Here is an 18,192-nt window from a genome sequence, read left to right as displayed (position 1 = left end):
CCTCAAATGAAGATGCCACGTGTCAGGCCGCCATCGATGCCGATGGATTCGCCCGTCACCGCGCCGGCCTTGGGCGATGCCAGGAAGCCGATCAGCCAACCCATTTCGATGGGCGCGAGGGTGCGTCGGATCGGCGTCGCGTCGATGTAGCCCTGCTCGACCTGCCCCGGCGTCTTGCCCTGCTTGATCCCTTCGCGTTCGTACAGCTCCTGGATGTGCGGGGTATCCACCACACCGGGGTGGATCAGGTTGACGGTGATGCCGGCAGGGCCGAGCTGGTCGGAGAGCGTCTTGGTCATGTGGGCGATGGCCAGGTTGCGCATCCCCGAGAGGACCTTGCTGCCACGACCGGTCAGGCCGCCGATGTTGATGATGCGACCGAAGCCGCCCGCCTTCATGTGCGGGGTCACGGCCTTGGCACACCGGAAATAGCCGATGACCTTGGTGTTGAGGTCCGAGAGCAGTTCGTCGTCGCCCGCGTGCTCGATGTCATTGCGCACCACGCCGGACGGCGCCGCGGCACCGTTGACCAGGATGTCGATGCGACCGAAGTGCTTGTGGGCGGCGTGCACCATGTCGGACACGGCCGACATCTGGTTGGTGTCACAGAACAGCGGCAGCACTTCGTTGCCGGTCTCTGCGGTGATTTCTTCAGCGGCCTGTTCGAGATACTCCATGCGCCGCGCGCAGATCACCACCTTGCAACCTTCCTGGGACAGAAAGCGTGCGACTTCCTTGCCGATGCCCATGCCACCGCCGGTGACGATGGCCACGCGGCCTTGTAATTCCAGATCCATAGCAGTTCCTCTTGTGATTGTTCGGCTCAGGCGAGATCGACGAAAACACTTTTGGTTTCGGTGTAGGCATCGATCACGTTCTTGCTCATTTCCCGTCCCCACCCGGACTGTTTGTAGCCACCGAATGGCGAGGCCGGGTCGACGACGTTCCAGCAGTTGATCCACACCGAGCCGGCCTTCAATTGCGCGGCCACGCGGTGCGCGGAGCGCAAGTCCCGGGTCCAGAGACCGGCCGCCAGGCCGTAGGGCGAGTCGTTGGCCCGCAGGACCAGCTCATCGACCTCGGTCCAGCTCATGACGGTCAGCACCGGGCCGAAGATTTCCTCGCGGGCGACGCAGGCCCGCTCGGCGCGGTCAAGGAACACGCTGGGCTGAATGAAATGGCCGCGCTCCAGGTGGGCCGGCCGGTCGCCGCCGCAGATCAGTTCGGCGCCCTCCTCCTGGCCCCGTTGCAGATAGCCATGGACCGAGCCCAATTGCCGGGCCGACACCAGCGGCCCCATGCTGCTGGCCGGATCCAGTCCAGGGCCCAGCACATGGGCGGCGGCATGGCGCTGGAGTTCTTCCAGGACCTGGTCGAGGACGCTGGCGTGCACATACAGACGCGAGCCGGCGGTGCAGACCTGGCCCTGGTTGTAGAAAATCCCATCCGCGGCGCCCTTGGCGGCGCGCACGATATCGGCGTCCGGCAAAATGATGTTGGGCGACTTGCCGCCCAGCTCCAGGGACACCTTTTTCATGTTGCCGGTGGCCGCTTGAGCGATCAGCCGACCGACCTGGGTCGAACCGGTAAAGGCGATCTTGTCCACGTCCGGGTGCCCGGCCAGCGGCGCGCCGGTATGGGCGCCCAGGCCGGTGATCAGGTTGACCACCCCGGCCGGGAAGCCGGCGGCCTCGATCAACTGCACCAGGCGAATCGCAACCAGGGGCGTCTGTTCGGCCGGTTTGAGCACCGCGACGCAACCGGTCGCCAGCACCGGGCCGAGCTTCCATACGCACATGGTCAGCGGGAAATTCCACGGCACGATCAGCGCGCAGACGCCCACGGGCTCACGCACGGTGTAATTGAGCATCGGCGCGCCGCTGGCGGGAGACACCGGGTGCGTGCTGCCCTCGATCTTGGTCGGCCAGCCGGCAAAATAACGAATGATGTTGGCGGCGCTGGCCGCTTCACCGCGGGCATTGGCAATCGGCTTGCCGTTCTCCAGCGTGATCAACTGGGCCAGTTCCTCGCGGTGCTGATCCAGCAATTCCGCCAGGCGGAACAACAACAGGCCACGCTGGGCCGGCGAATGCTGCGCCCACGGCCCGGTGAAAGCTGCGCGGGCCGCTGCGACGGCCGCGTCGACATCGCGCTCACCACCTTCCGCCACTTCAGCCACGCTGCTTTCGCTGGCCGGGTTTTCCACGGCAAACCGGCGACCGCTGGCGGCGTCCTGCCAGGTGCCGCCAATGAACAGGCGGCCGGGTTGCGCAAGGAATTTCTCGACGGCAGGTAACAATTGGATCTGGCTCATATCCCCTCCTTCACAGCGCCATTTCAATCAGGCAAGGACCGCCATCAGCGGCCGCATTGGCCAAGGCGCGTTGCAATTCGGCATTGGTGTGCACCGTGCTCGCCGCCAGGCCGTAGCCCTTGGCCAGGGCCTTCCAATCGATACGTGGACGGTCCAGCACGGTCAGGCTCAGGGCCTCGGGACCGAAATCAGTCATGCCAAACCGGCGCAACTCGTTCTGCAGAATTGCGTAGCGATGGTTGGCCGCAATCAGAATCACCACCGGCAGCTGTTCCCGGGCGATGCTCCACAGGGTCTGGATGGTGTACTGGGCACTGCCGTCCGATTGCAGGCAGAACACCCGATTGCCTCGCTCGGCCAGCGCAGCACCGAACCCCACCGGAATGCCCTGGCCGATGGCGCCCCCGGTATTGGTCAGCACTCGATGCCGTGCGGCACGGGCCGATGCGGTGAAGAACGGGTAGCCGCAAGTGCCACCCTCCACCGAGACAATGCAGTCATCCGGCAACGAAGCGGCCAACACCTGCCCTATCGACTGCGGGGTCAACTCGGCGGTGGCGGGCGGCAACTCGACACCCATCGGCGTCGGCACGAAGGCCGGTGCTTCCAGTGCGTCGGCCAGTGCGGTAAGTGCACCGGCCACGTCATCACCGACGTCAGCCAGGTAAAGCAGGCGATCCCGTTCCGCCAAACGAGACGGAATGCCTTCATAGCCGAAGTAACTGATCGGCTCTGGAATGCCGGCACACACCACCGCGTCGTATTGGTCCAGGACACCGATGGCCACTTCGGGGAAATAGGGCAAGCGATCCAGGTCCGGCAGGCCACCGCCGCGATAGCTCAAGCGCGGAAAGGTTTCGGCGAACAAGTGCACACCGGGCAGCTGTGCCAGGCGCCCTGCCGCTTCAAGGCCGGCAACCGACAGGCCCTGGTCACCCACGATAAACACCAGGCGCTGACCATTGCGCAGCGCCTGGGCGATGGCTTCGATCCGGTCACCGGCAAACCGCCGAACCGGCGCGTGCAAGGTGCTGAAGGCCGTTTCCCGCGCCACTTCGTTGGCTTGCAGGTCCATCGGCAGGATCAAGCTGGCGATCTGGCCCTTGGCTTGCCAGGCGGACCGCACGGCCTCCTGGAGATCCTCGCCGATACCCGATGCCGTGCGCGATGTACGCACCCAGCCGGAGACGCTCCCGGCCAATGCCTGGATATCGCTGGCCAGCGGCGGATCGTAGTTGACGTGCCAGGAGGCGTGATCGCCGATGACGTTGACGATCGGGGTGTTGGCGCGACGGGCATTGTGCAGGTTGGCAATGCCGTTGGCGAAACCAGGCCCCAGGTGCGTCAGGGTCATCGCCGGCTTGCCGGCAATCCGCCCGTAACCGTCCGCGGCGCCGGTGCACACACCTTCGAACAACGACAGGACCGGCTTGAGGCCCGGGGCGCTGGCCATGGCGGCCACCAGGGGGATTTCGGTCGTTCCGGGGTTGGCGAAGCAGTACTCGATACCGCTTGCCACCGCCGCCTTCACTATCAATTGCGCGCCATTCATTTCCAGCCCTCTTGTTCGAGCGTTTGCAATGGCTGAGATTTATCACACATCAAAACCAACATAACAAGCATTTTATTTTCATAAAGCTCGTATTTTGAGATTAATGTGAATTTATGGCGCATCATATCCTGCAAATCCGCTTGCATTTCTCAAGCCCTGGAGTAACGTTGCAGCGCTTGCATCAGCCGGTGAGCAGGCTTTCCATCCCAGGCGCGTCTACCTATAGTGCTCACCAAACGGCCAGCCACGCGCCCTTCCCCTTTAGGAGCCAAATGAGCAGTCTGAGTAAAATGTTGAGTGTCCTGGACCTGTTCGGCCCGCAACGGTTGAAGATCGACCCCGACACCATTGCCGAGCACATGGGCCTCTCACGGGCGACCGTGTATCGCTACGTCAAGGACCTGTGCGACGCGGGTCTGCTGAGCCGGGTGGATGCCGGCAGCTACGGCCTGGGTCCACGGATCATCGAGCTGGACTGGATGATGCGGCAGTACGATCCGATCCTCGTGGCCGGCCGCGAGCTGATGCACGAGCTGTCCGAGGAAACCGGCCTGGCGGTGTTCGCCAGCGTTTTCTACGACGGTCACATCATCAACACCTACATCGCCGAACCCACTGACACGTACCGCTTTGCCTTCGGTCGCGGCCAGCCGCTGCCGTTTTTTCGCGGTGCGCAGTCCAAGGTCCTGATCGCCTTCCAGAAGAGCCGGCGCCTGCAACGCCTGTACGACGAGCACTTGGCCAACGACCCGGACAATCCCTACGACTGGGCCAGCTTTTCCAAGGCGGCCAAAAAGATCCGCAAGGATGGCTACTGCCTGACCCACGACGAACTCAACCAGGGACTGACCGGTATCGCCGCGCCGATCATCAATTCCGAGATCGACGAGGTGGTGGGCAGCCTTTCCGCGGTCGGCAGCACCCAGAGCTTCAAGCTGCTGCGCCAGGAAACCGTGGTTGAAATGGTGATGGAGACCACCCGGCGCATTGCCGAAAAAATGCACAACCCACCCGCCCCCCTTCAGCACTAGGCCGCCGCAGCCCGTGCCTCAGAACGGAACGGCCACACTCACCTGGCTGTACACGTTGGTGCCGTTGCCGGTGGCTTGATTGCCGCCGGTGGTCGAGTCCCGGTCCGGTTTGTAGAGCCCTATGAGCGGCGTGACGATCAGGTGCGGATTGACGGCCCACTCGGCATAGAGGTCCAGCTCCCGCGCATCCAGGTTCAGCGCATTGCTTTTGCGCACCGTGTTGAAATCGAAGAACAGCGCGCCGAGGGTCAGGTTCTCCAATGGCGTGGCCTTCAGGCCGACGTGATGGATGGCGGTATTGCTGTTGAATGGCCCGGCGTAGTTGCCGGCCACTTCGCCCTGGAACCAGGTCCCGTAGCCGGTACTCTGGCCGGTAAACAGCGAGTCCCATTTCTGCGAGTAGCGGGAATAGCGGTATGTCAGTTTCGGTGACCAGGTCACGTCGGCAAAAGTGTATCCGGCCTCGGCGTACCAGGCTTTCTCGGGACCGGCGTCCTTGTCTTGCCAGGCGTACTCAAACGCCAGGCTGGCGTTCTCGATCCCTGCGTCACCTTCACCGCGAATGCTGTAGACATCCATCCCTTTGCGTTGCTTCTGAAAATCACTGGCCCAGTGGTCACTCACATCAATGCCATGGACCCAGGTCAGCCCCAGCGTTCCGGCCTTGGCCGTGTAGTCCAGGGTACCGGCGGCCAGTTCAGTTTCGGCCTGAGCACGGTTGTCGGACTTGAGCCACGCCACGCTGCCATGCACACCGTCCTGCCCGCCCAGGCGCACCACCGCGGTTTGGTCGAAAGCGTGTCGAGCCGCCAGGTAATAGGCACCACCACGGTTCAGGCGGCCATCGGCGGGGCCCTTGCCCATGTTCGGCCCGTCGTCGTTGATCAGAAATCCCCTGCCCAACTTGACCACCTGGCGTCCACCGGAGATGTCGACGCCGTCCTGGCCCAACAGCGGGAACAGATCGGCGGAACGCCAGCCCAGATAAGCGTCTTCAATTTTCGTGGTCCGCTCGCTCCCCAGACTGTTCCCTGCCGCGTCACCGTCGCCCCAGGTCGCGGAACTGACCAGGCTGAATGCGCCGTAGGCGGTTCCCCGACCGGCCAAGGCCTGGTCGCCACTCACGCCATATTTGATGAAGCCTTCCCGCCAGGTGGACCCGCCCGGTGTGCCGTCGTAGTTCTTGCGGCTGTTGAAATGACCGAACACCGCCAGCAGGTCGGCGTTGAGGTGGCTGTCTTCGTCGGCGTACAGCTCATAGGCCTGGGCCTGGCCCATGGCGCAGAACGCCAACGTGCAGGCGAGACCGCTGCTGAAAAATTCAATACGCGATGGATACCGCATGGCTGAAGCTCCTTGTGGTGCGCCTTTCAAAGGCTGTCTTGGCGATTCGTGAAGCCGGTGCAGATGACTGCACCGGCTTTGCAGGTCAGCGGCAGGTGGCCAGGGCGTGATCGAGGGCCCGAACGATCAAACCGGCTTCTTCTGATGTCAGGGTCAGCGGCGGCGACAAGACGATCTTGTTGCCGATCGGACGCACCAGCACACCGCCACGGCGCGCTTCATCGGCAATCCGCGTAGCAAGGCCGGTCGCCGGATCGAGGGGCTCGCGGGTGGCCTTGTCCGTCACCAGGTCCAGGGCGATCATCAAGCCCTTGCCGCGCGCCTCACCGACCACCGCGTAGCGTTCCGCCAGCGGTTGCAGCTGCTTCAGCAACTGAGCGCCGATTTTCCCGGCGTTGCCCGGCAGATCCTCGGCCTCGACAATGTCCAGCACCGCCAGCGCCGCGGCACACGCGGTCGGGTGGCCGCTGTAGGTGTAGCCGTGCATGATCACACTGCTGAACCCCGGGCCGTTCTCGATGGCATCAGCGATCCGTTGGTTGAACACCGTGGCGCCCATCGGGATGTAACCGGCGGTGATGCCCTTGGCCAGGCACAACACGTCCGGCGCGACACCCCAGCCTCGACTGCCAAGCATGCAGCCCGTGCGACCGAACCCCGTCACCACTTCGTCGGCGATCAACAGAATGCCGTGGCGATCGCAGACTTCCCGCAGCCTCTTCCAGTAGTTCGCCGGCGGCACGATGACGCCGCCCGCCCCCTGCACCGGTTCGGCGATCAGCGCAGCGATGGTTTGCCCGCCCAACAGCGCGATCTGGTCTTCCAACTGACGAATGCAGTGGGCAGTCAGTTCTTCCGGATCGCGGCAATCCCAGGGGTTGCGATACAGCCACGGCGTGTCGAGCAAATGGCAGCCCGCGAGCAATGGCCCGTGGTTGTAGTGATAGACACCGTTACCGCCCACCGAAGTGCCGCCCATGTGCACGCCGTGGTAACCGTTGCGCAATGACAGGAAACGGGTACGCCCCGGCTCGCCGCTGGCGATCCAGTACTGGCGGGCCATTTTCAATGCCGTCTCCACCGCATCCGAACCGCCGGCGCTGAACAGCACCCGGGCCATGTTCTCCTGGGCAAACATCGAGACCAGCCGCTCAGCCAGGTCGAACACCCGCGGATGGGCGATGCCGTCGAACGTCTGGTAATACGCCAGTTCGTCCAGCTGCGCGGCAATGGCGGCCTTTACCGAGGCTCGATTGTGGCCCACGTTGACGTTCCACAAACCGCCGACGCCGTCGAGCATGCGCTGGCCGTCAATATCAGTGATGTAGTTGCCGTCACCCTTGGCGATGATCAGGGTTTTCGAGCGCTGGGCCGGTGCCGCGGAACTCATCGGGTGCCAGAACTTCTTCTGCGCTGTCTTGTATTGCTCGTACATGATTCAAGTCCTCACTCAGTTTCACGGGTGCGTACAAACAGCAGTTGCTGGCCGGTGAACTCCAGCAACCCTTCAAGGCCGAACTCGACGCCGAACCCGGACATCTTGCTGCCGCCAAAAGGCGTATTCGGTTGGATCTGCGCGTGGCAGTTGACCCAGGCCACGCCGCTTTCCAGGCGACCGGCCAAGGCCTGTGCCTGCGCGACATCACTGCCCCACACCGAGCCCCCCAGGCCCATGTCGCTGGCATTGGCGCGACGCAAGACGTCCTCGATATCCTGATAGGCAATCAACGGCAGCACCGGACCGAACTGTTCTTCATCGACCAGCCGGTGCCCGTCCGTCACGTCGGCCACAAGGGTCGGCGGATAGAAAAACCCCGGCCGGTCCAACCGAGCACCGCCGCACAACACCCGACCGCCATGGGCACGGGCGTCGGCGACCAGCGCCTCGACCAGTTCCAGCTGTTCAAGGTTCTGCACCGGCCCGAAAGTGACGCCGGGCTCCAGGCCGTCACCCACCACCTGGCGCGCCGCGATCCGCACCAGCGCGTCGGCGAAGGCCTCGTATTGGGATTGGTGGATGTACAGGCGCTTGAGGGCGGCACAGGTCTGGCCCATGTTCAGGAAGGCCGCCTGGAAAATGTCTTCGGCCACGGCCTCCACCGGGGTGCCGGGCAACACGATGGCGGCGTCATTGCCGCCCAGCTCCAGCGTCAGGCGCTTGAGATTGCTCGCGGCGCCGCGCATCACGCTCTGGCCGGTGGCGGTCGAGCCGGTGAATACGATCTTGTGGATGCCGGCATGGGAGGTGATCGCGCTGCCGAAACCCTGTTCTCCGGTCACGACGTTGATCACACCCTTGGGCACATGGCGGGCGATGATGTGCACCAGGCTCAGGGTACTCAACGGCGTGAGGCTGGACGGTTTGCTGATCACGCAATTGCCGGCCCGCAGCGCCGGCATGATGTGCCAGATGGCGATCATGAACGGCCAGTTCCAAGGCGTGATCGAGGCCACCACCCCCAACGGCTTGCGGTGCAGCTCGATACGCTGGGTCGGGGTTTCTTCCACCCGCTCCACCGGAATCTGCTGTTCGGCGGTGTAGCGCGTCCAGGCCACTGCCCCCATGACTTCGAACAGCGCGAGCGCCAGCGGCTTGCCCTGCTCCTGGACAATCAATCGTGCCAACGCCTCGGCTTGCGCTTCGATGTCCGCGGCGATGCCCAGCAAGCGCTCCCGCCGGTCTTCGTGAGTGCTGTGGCGCCACTCGCTGAAGGCCGCCTGGGCCGCGTCGACTGCCAGGTCCAACTGGGCCAGGGAGCCGGCGGGGCAGCGGGCAAAGGCGCTGCCGGTGGCCGGGTTGATGACATCGAAGCCACCCTGTTCGCCGCTGACCGCAACCCCGTTGATGAGCATTTGATAATCGTGCATCAGTACCTCCCTTTCGCGCGCGGACGGGCCGTCCCGTACCACGCGGACCGGTATTTTTCGTGAGAGTTGAACAGTGCTGCGACAGACCCTAAAGCTTGTGGCTACCCAGGGTCTTGAACCGCTCGGGGGAAATCCTGCGTAGCCGGATCGCCAGGCCTACACCGACGACCAGCGCAACGGGGATGATGGCGCAAAGGGCATAAGACAGCCGCGCACTGGCCCCGGTCAGCACATCGAAATGATTCACCGCGAGCGCCAGGACCACCAGCAATGCCAGGCAGGAAAACACTGGCAGGATCCGCCCGCGCCAGAGGCCGAGCTTCAGTTCCGGGTGGCGCCGGAAGTAGACCACCACTGCCGCCGAGGTCAGTGCCATCAGCAGGATCACGCACAGAGTCGCCAAGTTGGAGAACCAGGCGAACAGCTGCAGGATCGGGTCGGCATCCAGCGCGGCGAAAATCAGCACCACCACGGCGGCAATCAGGCTTTGCAGCGCCGAGCCCATGTGCGGGCTCTGGTGGACGCGGTGGGTCGTGCCCAATTGGCGATGCAGCAGACCGTCACGGCCGATGGCGTAGAAATAACGGGCCGCGGCATTGTGGAACGCCAGCAGTCCGGCATAGATGCTGACCATGAACAGGATACGGATGACCTGGGTCAGGTGCGGGCCGACAAAGTGATCGGACATGCCATAGATGAACGTGGTCGGGTCCTGCAATGCCTGCAACGTCGGGACAATCTTGTCCGCCCCCACCCCCACCACCATGGCCCACACCGACAAGGCATAGAAACCGCCGATCAACAGCACCGAGCTGTAGGTGGCGATGGGAATGGTACGGTGCGGATCGCGGGCCTCTTCGCCATAGATGGTGGTGGCTTCAAAGCCGATGAAGGCGGCAAAACAGAACAACAGGCCAATGGACGGCGTGCCGCTGAGCACGTGGCTGCGGTCAAACGAATCGAGATTGATGCCACTGTCGCCACCGCTCTTGAGGATGGCGAAATCCAGGATCAGGATGGCCAGGTACTCGGCGATGACCACCACCGAGAGCACCCGCGCAGAGAGGTCGATCTTGCGATAACCCAGAATCGCCACACTCGCCATGGCCAGGAGCGAATAACACCACCACGGCAAGTCCAGGTTGAAGACACTGGCCATTGTGCCGCTGACGACCCCGCCGAACATGCCGTACAGGCCCACTTGCAGGATGTTGTAGGCGAACATTGCCAACACCCCCGCCGCGCCGCCGGCCAGGCCACCCAGCCCACGGGCGGTGAAGGCATAGAAACCGCCCGCGTTGGTCATGTGCCGGGACATGGCGGTGTATCCCGCCGAGAACGCCAGCAATACCAATAGGGCCAGGATCAACAAGGCCGGCGTACCGGCACCGTTCCCCAGCATGATGCCGATGGGAAAGCCTCCGGCGATGACGCTCAGTGGGCTTGCAGCCGATACCACGAAGAAAATGATGAAGCCGACACCCAAGGCGCCTCGCTTCAACTCCGTCGAGTTGCTGATCGGAAAAGATACGCTCATTTTTTTAACCTTATTGTATGAGGCCGCTGTTGCAGGATCCGGGCACGCCAGACTCACCGCTGTGCACACGCTTGCTGCCTGGGTGCCGGGGTCGATCCTATGCCCTCGCCAAAACCGTTCGCTATCCCAAATCGGCAGCATCGGGAGCCCCGCCCCAAAGCGGGGCAATCGCGATGTCCGGCACTCGGCAGTGGCTGCCGATTCGGGCTAACGACATGGACATTGCGTCCGGCAAGATGACCTCGCCCGCTCTTGAACCAAGTCCGGGTCCCCCACAATAACAATCAGGCGGGACGCGCCTTCCAATGCCACCCCAGGCTTTGTCTGCGTGCGATCTGAAGCCTCCAGCAGGAAGTCCCGGCATGTTCTTCGCGCGTCTCAGTATTCAGTGGCGGATCACGCTTTTGAGTGGGCTGTCCCTCCTCGCCGTGGTCGGCGCATTGACCGGTGCTTCCCTGTACCAGAACCAGCAGGGCGCAAAGTTGTTGAAGCAACAGAGCAGTCTTTTGTTGGGCCAGTCAGCCCTGGAACGCCTGCAGGCCCAAGCCCTCGCCCACGGCCAGCGGGTTGAGCGCTTCTTCAACGAAACAGCGTTGTACGGGGAAGGATTCAGCCAGGAAGTGCTGCAGCTACGCGCCCAGACCCTGGACGGCCGATTGACCGCCACGCAACTGCGCCAGGCGCTGATCGGCGCCGCCCGCCAGGCCTTGCTCAAGCGCGAGAAGATCCTCGGGCTGTACGTCGTGTTGTTGCCCGACGCGCTGGCCGGGGAAGATGCCGGTTTTTCCGACCAGCGAAACCTGGCCGGGAACGAAAAAGGTCGCTTTGCCTTGTATTGGTCGCAAAGCCAGCCGGGGCAACTGGTCCAGGAAGTGCTCAGCGAAGCCCAGATCGTTGCAAACAGTGCTCCGCCGGGCAGCGAGCCGGGGAACGCCTGGTACTTTTGCCCACAGAACGAGCGGCGCACCTGCGTGACGGAGCCCTACGAAGTCGAAGTCGAGGGCAAGAAAACCCTCATGAGCAGTATCTCGGTGCCGCTGATGGACAAGGGACAGGCCATCGGCGTCGTGGGTATGGACATCAGCCTCGACACCTTGCAGAAACTCGCCGCCAGCTTGGCCGATGACTTGTATCCTGGCCACAGCGAGATCAGCATTCTGTCCTCATCGGGCCAGCTTGCCGGCCACAGCGGCAGCGTATCGGAGACCTCGGTCGACGTGCGCCAGAGCGTGCAGACCGTCGCGAACGGCGCTCCGTGGCAGTTGCAGATACGGGTTCCCGAAGCGCTGGTGCAGGCACCGGCCTTGCAGATGCAGGCCCAGCTGGATGAACGGCAGCAACACGCCAACTGGGTCAACCTCGGCCTGGGCCTGCTGGCCGGCGGTCTGGGCTTGTCGCTCATCTGGCTGACCGCCTACGGCGTAACCCGGCCGCTGCTCAGCGTCGCCGACATGCTCAATGCCATTGTCGAAGGCGACGGCGACCTCACCCGGCGCCTGCCCGACGACGGCAGCGACGAGCTGGGCCAACTGGCCAACGGCTTCAATCGCTTCCTCGCCAAGCTGCAACCCATCATCCGCGATATCCAGCAAGCGTCCCAGGACACCCGCAACACCGCCGATACCTCCTCCCAGGTGGCCCAGGAAGTGAGCACGGGCATGTCCAGGCAGTACCGGGATGTCGAGCTGGCCGCTACCGCGCTGCATGAGATGAGCGCCAGTGCCCAGGAAGTCGCCCGACATTCCCATCAGGCGGCGGATGCGGCCACTCGCGCCGAAAGTGCCAGCCGATCCGGACGAGCCCTGTTCGCCAACGCCGTCAGCAGTATCGGTACCCTTGATCAAAGCCTCGAAACCACCCTCGGCCAGGTGCAGACCCTGGCCGACAACAGCCAGCAGATCAACCAGGTCCTGGACGTGATCTGCGCCATCGCCCAGCAAACCAACCTGCTGGCCCTGAACGCTGCGATTGAAGCGGCCAGGGCCGGCGAACAGGGGCGCGGCTTCGCGGTGGTGGCAGACGAAGTCCGACACTTGGCCAGCAATACCCAGAACTCGGTGGAACACATCCGCAGGGTGATCGAGGCGCTGCAACAGCTCAGCCAGGAGGTCGTACACAACACCCAGCTCAGCCGCGAACTGGCCAGGGGCAGCGTGGTTCAAGTCGAGCAGACCCAAGTGGCGTTGCAGCACATCAGCGACGCCGTGGAAGTGATCGAACAAATGAACCAGCAGATCGCCAGCGCGGCCCTGGAACAAAGCTCAGTGGTCGAAGACATCAGCCATCGTGTCAGCGACATCCGCACGATCAGCGAAACATTGACCAGCAGGATGCAGGACGCGTCGCAAGCCAGCCTTCAGCTCTATGAAATGGCGAATCATCAGCAGCAACGGGTGGGGCACTTCCGCACCTGAGTGGTATCGGCAGTGGCCTGTACGGTTACAGGCCACTAAAGCCTGAACAGCTGTCCCATGGCCTGGCCCAGCAAATCCACCGCCTCATCGGCCTCGCCACCGGGCGAGCGCATGAACACCACGTCATGCTCCGGAATGACCGGCAGGCCCGTGAGTATCTGCATCTTCTCCGTCACACGGGCACGATCGATCAGGCTGATCGCCAGCCCGGCCTCGACGCACGCCTTGACGGCCTGGTTGGAGGGACTTTCCAGCACGATGCGCACCTTGCGGCCGCTGTGCCGGAGCGATTCGAGCATGGCTTGTCGATAAGGGCACTGCGCCGCGTGTACGGCCAATGGGAGCGGTTGCGAAAGGGTCAGCATCATGTTGATCGGCCCGACCCAGACAGGCGCGGTCGGTACCAACACCTGCCCCTGCGTGTCCTGCTGTCCCTTCGGCAGGGTGACGACGGCCGCCTGGAGTTTTCCACGCTGCACCAGGTCCCGCAGTGCATAACTGGGGGCGGTCTTGAGCTCCAGCACCACGTTGGGCCAGGCCGCCACGAACGTCGGCAGAATGTCGCGGATGACATGATTGGCATATTCGTCCGGCACTCCCAGGCTGATGCGTCCCGCCAGACGGGTGCCTTGCAGATCGGCCAGCACCCGGTCATGGGCGCTCAGCAGTTCCGTGGTCGACATGAGCAGGCGCTTGCCCAGCGCCGTCAGCGAGACGGATTGATTGTCGCGGTTGAGCAGGCGCCCGCCGGCGACCGCCTCGAGCCGCTGCACGTGCACGCTCACCGCCGCCGGGCTTTTATGCAGGTGCTCTGCCGCGGCGCTGAACTTGCCGATACGCGCAACGGCGTGAAATGTACGAATCAGCTCGATGTCGAGTACGGCCGCCATGATTCACCTTTTGTGAAGGACTGCTGCAATACATTTTGATTTATCAGATTACTGCGTTTTTGTAGCGTGGGGTCATGAAAACGATCCCATGCCCTGCCTCGACCCGTTCCGCCTGGTACTGGATGATTCCGTTGCCCTTGCTGGAAGCCGCATTGATCCTGACCTGGAGCTCCGGTTTTGTCGGAGCGCGCTTTTCCATCGATTACGCGTCTCCGTTGCTGGTGGTGTTCTGGCGCTGCGTCGTGATCACACTGGTGTTGTTTCCCTTCGTTGCCAAGCCGTTACGCCGGGCGCCGGCGGCGGCGCTACTGAAAAACGCCGGCATCGGCCTGCTGGCCATGGGGGGCTATCTCGCCGGTATCACCCAGGGCATTGCCCTGGGCGTGCCCGCGGGCCTCGCCGCGTTGTTCGCCGACCTGCTGCCGATGGGCCTGGCGCTGCTGGGTGCCTGCGTCCTCGGACAGCGACAGCCCTGGCAAGTCTGGGCAGGCCTGGTCATCGGCCTGGCCGGCGCCGCGCTGGCCACCCACGGTGCGCTCGCCTGGGGACACGCGCCAGGGTGGGCCTATGCCCTGCCCTTGCTGGGCATGCTTTCCCTGGCCGTCGCGACCCTTTGGCAAAAGTGTCTGCCAGCGTCCGAAGCCCTGGGCCTGATGCCCAACCTCTGGCTGCAATGCTGTGTATCGGGCGTGGTATTCGCCGTTCTTGAAGGCATACCGGGTAGCCTGGCTCCGATACCCAGCGCCGGGTTCGCCCTGAGCGTGCTATGGACGGTGGGCTTGTCGACGATGGGCGGCTATGGGCTGTACTGGCTCTGCCTGCGCCGCGCAACCGCCACCCGCGTCGCCAGCCTCCTCTACCTCAGCCCACCGGTCACGATGCTTTGGGCCTGGGCCATGTTCAACGAACCGCTGTCATGGCCGATGGCGTTGGGAATGCTGGTGTCCGGGGCGGGCATCTGGCTGGTCGTTCGCGTCGAGGCCCGGCAAGCCTGATGTCAGTCAGTTAAGCCACAACCCGTGGGAGTAAAGCTTGCTCCCACAGGATTAGCGCCGTTTGCTCCTCAACTGACTGGCATTGGGGCAAGCCCGGCAGCGAGCGACCTAACGAGACGCCGTCACGACATTGGAAATCCGGCTGAAGAAAGGCTCCAGGCGCTCCCGCGGCGCGTCGTGCTCCACCACCAGTGCGGAAACTTCGCCACACGCGGCCACCTGGTAGTGCGCCACGCTGGAGAGTTTTTCGTTGGTCACCGCCACGACCACCTGGCCGCTCGCTGCGACCACCGCGCGCTTGAATTCAGCGTCGTCCAGGCCGAAAGCGGTAATGCCGTTGTCCGGATCGATGGCGCAGGCGCCGAGAAAGCACAGGTCGAAACTGAACTGCCGCAGCTGCTGCGCCGCGGCCAGCCCGATTGCGCCGCCTGCCACCGGGTTCAAGCGCCCGCCCAGCACGATGACCTCGGCGCGAGGCAACTTCATCAGTTGCACCGCAATCAGTGGCGAGTTGGTGGTGACGGTGAACTGGAGCTGGGGGTCAATGGCGCAGGCAATGGCCAGGTTGGTGGAACCGGCATCGATGAAGACGTGCTGCCCGGCGCTCAACAACCCGGCGGCGGTCTGGCCGAGACTGTTCTTGCGCCCGGCGTCCTGCCTGACGCGAACGTCTATCGGTCGCTCGGCCGCGGGCAGGAGAATGGCGCCCCCGTAAACGCGTTTACATAGCCCGGCCGCCGCCAACGCCCCCAGGTCGCGTCGGATCGAGTGCTCGGACACATTCAGTTCACTGGCCAGATCGGCCGCGATCACGCGGCCATATCGCGCAAGGCGTTCGCTGATGAACTGCTGGCGTTCGCCGGGGAATACATCGTTGGGTGAGCTCATGGGTCTACAACCTGCATAAACGAGCATAAATGCTCATGATCGAGCAAGCATGCCGCGTATACCGCGGATCGTCAAATCGCCGATTCGAATGGCTGTGAGCCTTCGCAAAATAATCTAAACGAGCGACTGCGCCAGGGGTCTAGACCATTAAGCCCATCCGATGAGAGCTCTACCATGTTGAAATTTCTTGGCAGTACCGTTGGCATTATTTTCCTGATCGGCCTGATCGTGGTCATCGCGCTACTCAAGTTCATCTTCTGACTGAAACAACTGCCGGGTTTGGGGCGCGTGTCTCCCGCACGTCTTGAGCCCGGCAGATATCCTCCTGCTTCGCCCGCCCGTCATCCATCGTGTCGCCGTGGAGATTGTGCGTGGCCGGCGCCATTTGCCGAAGGCAGTACCCTGGGCGAGGGAATTCTGAGACGATAACGAAAAAACAGGATGCCAGGGACCCAGGTATTCGACTCCATCTCTTTGGCGACTTACATGTATTCCCTTCCCTTTCAGAGTTTACGAGCGCGAATAGCACTGGCTGTCGCCTTGGTCGTACTGGTCCTTAGTTGCCTGTTCGGCGCCGTCATTGGTGAATCGTCCATCTCCAGGCTCAAAGAGAAAACCGGCCTTCAACTGAGCGAGTACGCCTACTCGATGGTTGATCGCCTCGATCGCGATATGAGCAACCGGTCCAAGGCGCTCACCGTCCTGAGCCAACTGGAGACGTTGCGCAACGCCGCCAGCATTGGCGAAGCGCGAGCACTGCTCAACCATCTCAGCGATCAATTTCCAAGCTATTCCTGGATCGGCCTGACCGATGCCCATGGCACGGTAGTCGCCTCGACCGACAAGTTGCTCGAAGGCGTCGACATTTCACAGCGGCCGGTCTTCGCCAATGGCCTGAACGAGACCTTCATCGGCGATGTCCATGAGGCGGTCATGCTGGCGAAGCTGCTGCCCAACCCTTCCGGCGAAGCAATGAAATTCGTCGACATCAGCATGCCGGTCCGGGACGACTCCGGGCGTCTGGTGGGCGTGCTCGCGGCGCACCTTTCCTGGAAGTGGGCTGCCGAGGTTGGCCGGTCCTTGTTCGAGCCCTTGCAGACCCACCTCCCCGGGCTGGAATTCCTGGTACTCAGCAAGGATGGCACCGTCCTCCTGGGTCCCAACGAAATGATCGGCAAACCCATCGGCATCACCGTCAGCGAAGGGAGCGGGCAAAGCTGGTCGGTCAAGCGCTGGCCGGACGGTAACCTGTATATGGCTGGTTCGGCCCAGAGCGTTGGCGTCGGCGACTATCCCGGTTTGGGGTGGACAGTCATCACGCGACAGCCGGCCGAAGCCGCTTTCGCCGAGGCTCATCGGTTGCGTAACGAGATCCTCCTATGGGGTGGCCTGCTGTCCGTTCTGTTCGCCGTGGTCGGGTGGTTTGTGGCGGGCATTATTACCGGGCCCATCAATACCATTGCCGAGGCGGCCGCCCGGTTGTCCGAGGGGGCCGATGTCAGCATTCCCCTTCTCAAGGGCAGCCGCGAGGTCGAAACATTGAGTGTTGCAATCCGCCACCTCGTCGACAGCCTGACCCGTAAGAGAGGACAGCTGGCGGTGGTCGAAGGCATTGCCTATCGCGATGTCGTCACCGGCCTGCCCAATCGGGCGGCGCTGGAAAAGTATGTCGAGGCCGTGGGCCGCGAAGTCGATACGCAACGCGACTTCGGCGTGCTGTGCGTGGATCTCGACGGATTCAAACCCGTCAATGACGACTTCGGCCATGCTGTTGGTGATGCGTTGCTTCATGAAGTCGGCATTCGACTGCTGACGGCCGTACGCGAAGGCGACATTGCCGTCCGCCACGGAGGGGACGAATTCGTGTTGCTGCTGCGCCTGAACAGCGAAGAATCACTGGCCAGTATGCAGGGGGCTGCGCAACGCATCCTCGCGAAACTGGCCGAGCCGGTGGTATTGGCCGGACAGTCGATCAAGATCGGTTGCAGTATCGGTGGCACGCTCTGGAGCGGCGGCGCGTTTGCCGACGCACTGGCCCAGGCCGACGAAGCGCTGTACCGGGCCAAGCGTGCCGGCAAATCCCAGGCGAAGTTCCACGAGGCCGCGTAGCGAACCTGCCAGTCAAATGACTGCAAGCCGAGAGGCCGCCATCGCGAGCAGGCTCGCTCCCACAGGGTTCTATGGCGTACACACATGCTGCGCACACCGCAGGATCACAGTGTGGGAGCGAGCCTGCTCGCGAAAGCGGCGTGTCTGCCACGGAGGCGTTGACTGTGCCGCCGTCTTCGCGGGCAAGCCCGGCTCCCACAGGGTCTTGTGGCGTACACACATGCTGCGTACACCGCCGATCAGTGTGGGA

15 protein-coding genes and 1 pseudogene are annotated in these 18,192 nt (G+C 63.2%); 6 read left to right on the top strand and 10 right to left on the bottom strand.

From position 1 onward, the window contains the following. Positions 1 to 2: 2 nt before the first annotated feature. Genes ACODTO_RS06680 through ACODTO_RS06665 form a run of 4 tightly spaced genes read right to left on the bottom strand, consistent with a single transcriptional unit; the run spans position 3 to position 4,012 of the window. Entirely contained in the window at positions 3 to 797 is a 795-nt protein-coding gene (locus ACODTO_RS06680; protein WP_024777297.1) for an SDR family NAD(P)-dependent oxidoreductase, read from the bottom strand. 26 nt (positions 798 to 823) lie between these two features. Further along, entirely contained in the window at positions 824 to 2,314 is a 1,491-nt protein-coding gene (locus tag ACODTO_RS06675) for an aldehyde dehydrogenase family protein (protein WP_489106120.1), read from the bottom strand. A 10-nt stretch (positions 2,315 to 2,324) separates the two neighbouring features. After that, complete coding sequence (locus ACODTO_RS06670) at positions 2,325 to 3,866, bottom strand: acetolactate synthase large subunit (RefSeq protein ID WP_489106119.1); 1,542 nt, start codon at positions 3,864 to 3,866, stop codon at positions 2,325 to 2,327. Then, positions 3,863 to 4,012 carry a hypothetical protein gene (locus tag ACODTO_RS06665; protein ID WP_176562985.1) on the bottom strand — a complete coding sequence of 50 codons (150 nt, stop codon included), beginning with the start codon at positions 4,010 to 4,012 and terminating at the stop codon, positions 3,863 to 3,865. The genes ACODTO_RS06670 and ACODTO_RS06665 overlap by 4 nt, the downstream gene beginning before the upstream one ends. 126 nt (positions 4,013 to 4,138) lie before the next feature. Between ACODTO_RS06665 and ACODTO_RS06660 the strand changes: the two genes are divergently transcribed. Then, complete coding sequence (locus ACODTO_RS06660; protein ID WP_139643022.1) at positions 4,139 to 4,897, top strand: IclR family transcriptional regulator; 759 nt, start codon at positions 4,139 to 4,141, stop codon at positions 4,895 to 4,897. A gap of 18 nt (positions 4,898 to 4,915) precedes the next feature. Here the strand turns inward: ACODTO_RS06660 and ACODTO_RS06655 are convergent, their stop codons facing one another. From ACODTO_RS06655 to ACODTO_RS06640, 4 genes are all read right to left on the bottom strand, one after another. Continuing rightward, a complete protein-coding gene (locus ACODTO_RS06655) occupies positions 4,916 to 6,241 on the bottom strand; it encodes an alginate export family protein (RefSeq protein WP_139643024.1) in 1,326 nt (441 codons plus the stop codon). A gap of 85 nt (positions 6,242 to 6,326) precedes the next feature. Further along, positions 6,327 to 7,676: an aminotransferase class III-fold pyridoxal phosphate-dependent enzyme gene (locus tag ACODTO_RS06650; RefSeq protein ID WP_489106118.1), complete on the bottom strand. Its 1,350-nt coding sequence runs from the start codon at positions 7,674 to 7,676 to the stop codon at positions 6,327 to 6,329. A gap of 11 nt (positions 7,677 to 7,687) precedes the next feature. Next, positions 7,688 to 9,109 (bottom strand): aldehyde dehydrogenase family protein, encoded by a 1,422-nt coding sequence (locus ACODTO_RS06645; protein WP_139643028.1) that lies wholly within the window; start codon positions 9,107 to 9,109, stop codon positions 7,688 to 7,690. A gap of 88 nt (positions 9,110 to 9,197) precedes the next feature. Then, positions 9,198 to 10,646, bottom strand: a complete 1,449-nt coding sequence (locus ACODTO_RS06640) for an APC family permease (protein ID WP_489106117.1) — start codon at positions 10,644 to 10,646, stop codon at positions 9,198 to 9,200. Positions 10,647 to 10,951: 305 nt separating this feature from the next. Here ACODTO_RS06640 and ACODTO_RS06635 point away from each other — a divergent pair. Together ACODTO_RS06635 and ACODTO_RS06630 are read left to right on the top strand one after the other, a co-directional pair. Then, positions 10,952 to 12,202, top strand: a pseudogene (locus tag ACODTO_RS06635) (PDC sensor domain-containing protein); the annotation flags it as partial. A gap of 102 nt (positions 12,203 to 12,304) precedes the next feature. Beyond that, positions 12,305 to 13,060 (top strand): methyl-accepting chemotaxis protein, encoded by a 756-nt coding sequence (locus tag ACODTO_RS06630; RefSeq protein WP_370444521.1) that lies wholly within the window; start codon positions 12,305 to 12,307, stop codon positions 13,058 to 13,060. A 35-nt stretch (positions 13,061 to 13,095) separates the two neighbouring features. Here ACODTO_RS06630 and ACODTO_RS06625 read toward each other — a convergent pair whose 3' ends face one another. After that, a complete protein-coding gene (locus ACODTO_RS06625) occupies positions 13,096 to 13,950 on the bottom strand; it encodes a LysR family transcriptional regulator (RefSeq protein ID WP_489106116.1) in 855 nt (284 codons plus the stop codon). A 74-nt stretch (positions 13,951 to 14,024) separates the two neighbouring features. Between ACODTO_RS06625 and ACODTO_RS06620 the strand changes: the two genes are divergently transcribed. Continuing rightward, positions 14,025 to 14,945: a DMT family transporter gene (locus ACODTO_RS06620; RefSeq protein WP_489106115.1), complete on the top strand. Its 921-nt coding sequence runs from the start codon at positions 14,025 to 14,027 to the stop codon at positions 14,943 to 14,945. A 108-nt stretch (positions 14,946 to 15,053) separates the two neighbouring features. Here ACODTO_RS06620 and ACODTO_RS06615 read toward each other — a convergent pair whose 3' ends face one another. Further along, on the bottom strand, positions 15,054 to 15,833 hold the full coding sequence (locus ACODTO_RS06615; protein WP_139643042.1) for a DeoR/GlpR family DNA-binding transcription regulator: 780 nt from the start codon (positions 15,831 to 15,833) through the stop codon (positions 15,054 to 15,056). 174 nt (positions 15,834 to 16,007) lie between these two features. On the opposite strand from ACODTO_RS06615, the gene ACODTO_RS06610 reads away from it, so the two are divergent. Both ACODTO_RS06610 and ACODTO_RS06605 read left to right on the top strand, forming a co-directional pair. Further along, complete coding sequence (locus tag ACODTO_RS06610) at positions 16,008 to 16,094, top strand: small membrane protein YohP (RefSeq protein WP_455710233.1); 87 nt, start codon at positions 16,008 to 16,010, stop codon at positions 16,092 to 16,094. 279 nt (positions 16,095 to 16,373) lie between these two features. Further along, positions 16,374 to 17,942, top strand: coding sequence for a sensor domain-containing diguanylate cyclase (locus ACODTO_RS06605; RefSeq protein WP_489106114.1), 1,569 nt, complete (start codon positions 16,374 to 16,376; stop codon positions 17,940 to 17,942). Positions 17,943 to 18,192 lie beyond the last annotated feature (250 nt).

The organism is Pseudomonas sp. FG13 (genome assembly GCF_057809755.1).
Note: the sequence above shows the minus strand (reverse complement) of the source record. Positions and strands in the feature narration are given on the sequence as shown.

What these genes read in the sequence shown, in the direction of transcription:
- ACODTO_RS06680 (WP_024777297.1), bottom strand. Translation starts at nt 797, where the DNA reads ATGGATCTGGAATTACAAGGCCGCGTGGCCATCGTCACCGGCGGTGGC.
- ACODTO_RS06675 (WP_489106120.1), bottom strand. Translation starts at nt 2,314, where the DNA reads ATGAGCCAGATCCAATTGTTACCTGCCGTCGAGAAATTCCTTGCGCAA.
- ACODTO_RS06670 (WP_489106119.1), bottom strand. Translation starts at nt 3,866, where the DNA reads ATGAATGGCGCGCAATTGATAGTGAAGGCGGCGGTGGCAAGCGGTATC.
- ACODTO_RS06665 (WP_176562985.1), bottom strand. Translation starts at nt 4,012, where the DNA reads ATGCAAGCGGATTTGCAGGATATGATGCGCCATAAATTCACATTAATC.
- ACODTO_RS06660 (WP_139643022.1), top strand. Translation starts at nt 4,139, where the DNA reads ATGAGCAGTCTGAGTAAAATGTTGAGTGTCCTGGACCTGTTCGGCCCG.
- ACODTO_RS06655 (WP_139643024.1), bottom strand. Translation starts at nt 6,241, where the DNA reads ATGCGGTATCCATCGCGTATTGAATTTTTCAGCAGCGGTCTCGCCTGC.
- ACODTO_RS06650 (WP_489106118.1), bottom strand. Translation starts at nt 7,676, where the DNA reads ATGTACGAGCAATACAAGACAGCGCAGAAGAAGTTCTGGCACCCGATG.
- ACODTO_RS06645 (WP_139643028.1), bottom strand. Translation starts at nt 9,109, where the DNA reads ATGCACGATTATCAAATGCTCATCAACGGGGTTGCGGTCAGCGGCGAA.
- ACODTO_RS06640 (WP_489106117.1), bottom strand. Translation starts at nt 10,646, where the DNA reads ATGAGCGTATCTTTTCCGATCAGCAACTCGACGGAGTTGAAGCGAGGC.
- ACODTO_RS06630 (WP_370444521.1), top strand. Translation starts at nt 12,305, where the DNA reads ATGTCCAGGCAGTACCGGGATGTCGAGCTGGCCGCTACCGCGCTGCAT.
- ACODTO_RS06625 (WP_489106116.1), bottom strand. Translation starts at nt 13,950, where the DNA reads ATGGCGGCCGTACTCGACATCGAGCTGATTCGTACATTTCACGCCGTT.
- ACODTO_RS06620 (WP_489106115.1), top strand. Translation starts at nt 14,025, where the DNA reads ATGAAAACGATCCCATGCCCTGCCTCGACCCGTTCCGCCTGGTACTGG.
- ACODTO_RS06615 (WP_139643042.1), bottom strand. Translation starts at nt 15,833, where the DNA reads ATGAGCTCACCCAACGATGTATTCCCCGGCGAACGCCAGCAGTTCATC.
- ACODTO_RS06610 (WP_455710233.1), top strand. Translation starts at nt 16,008, where the DNA reads ATGTTGAAATTTCTTGGCAGTACCGTTGGCATTATTTTCCTGATCGGC.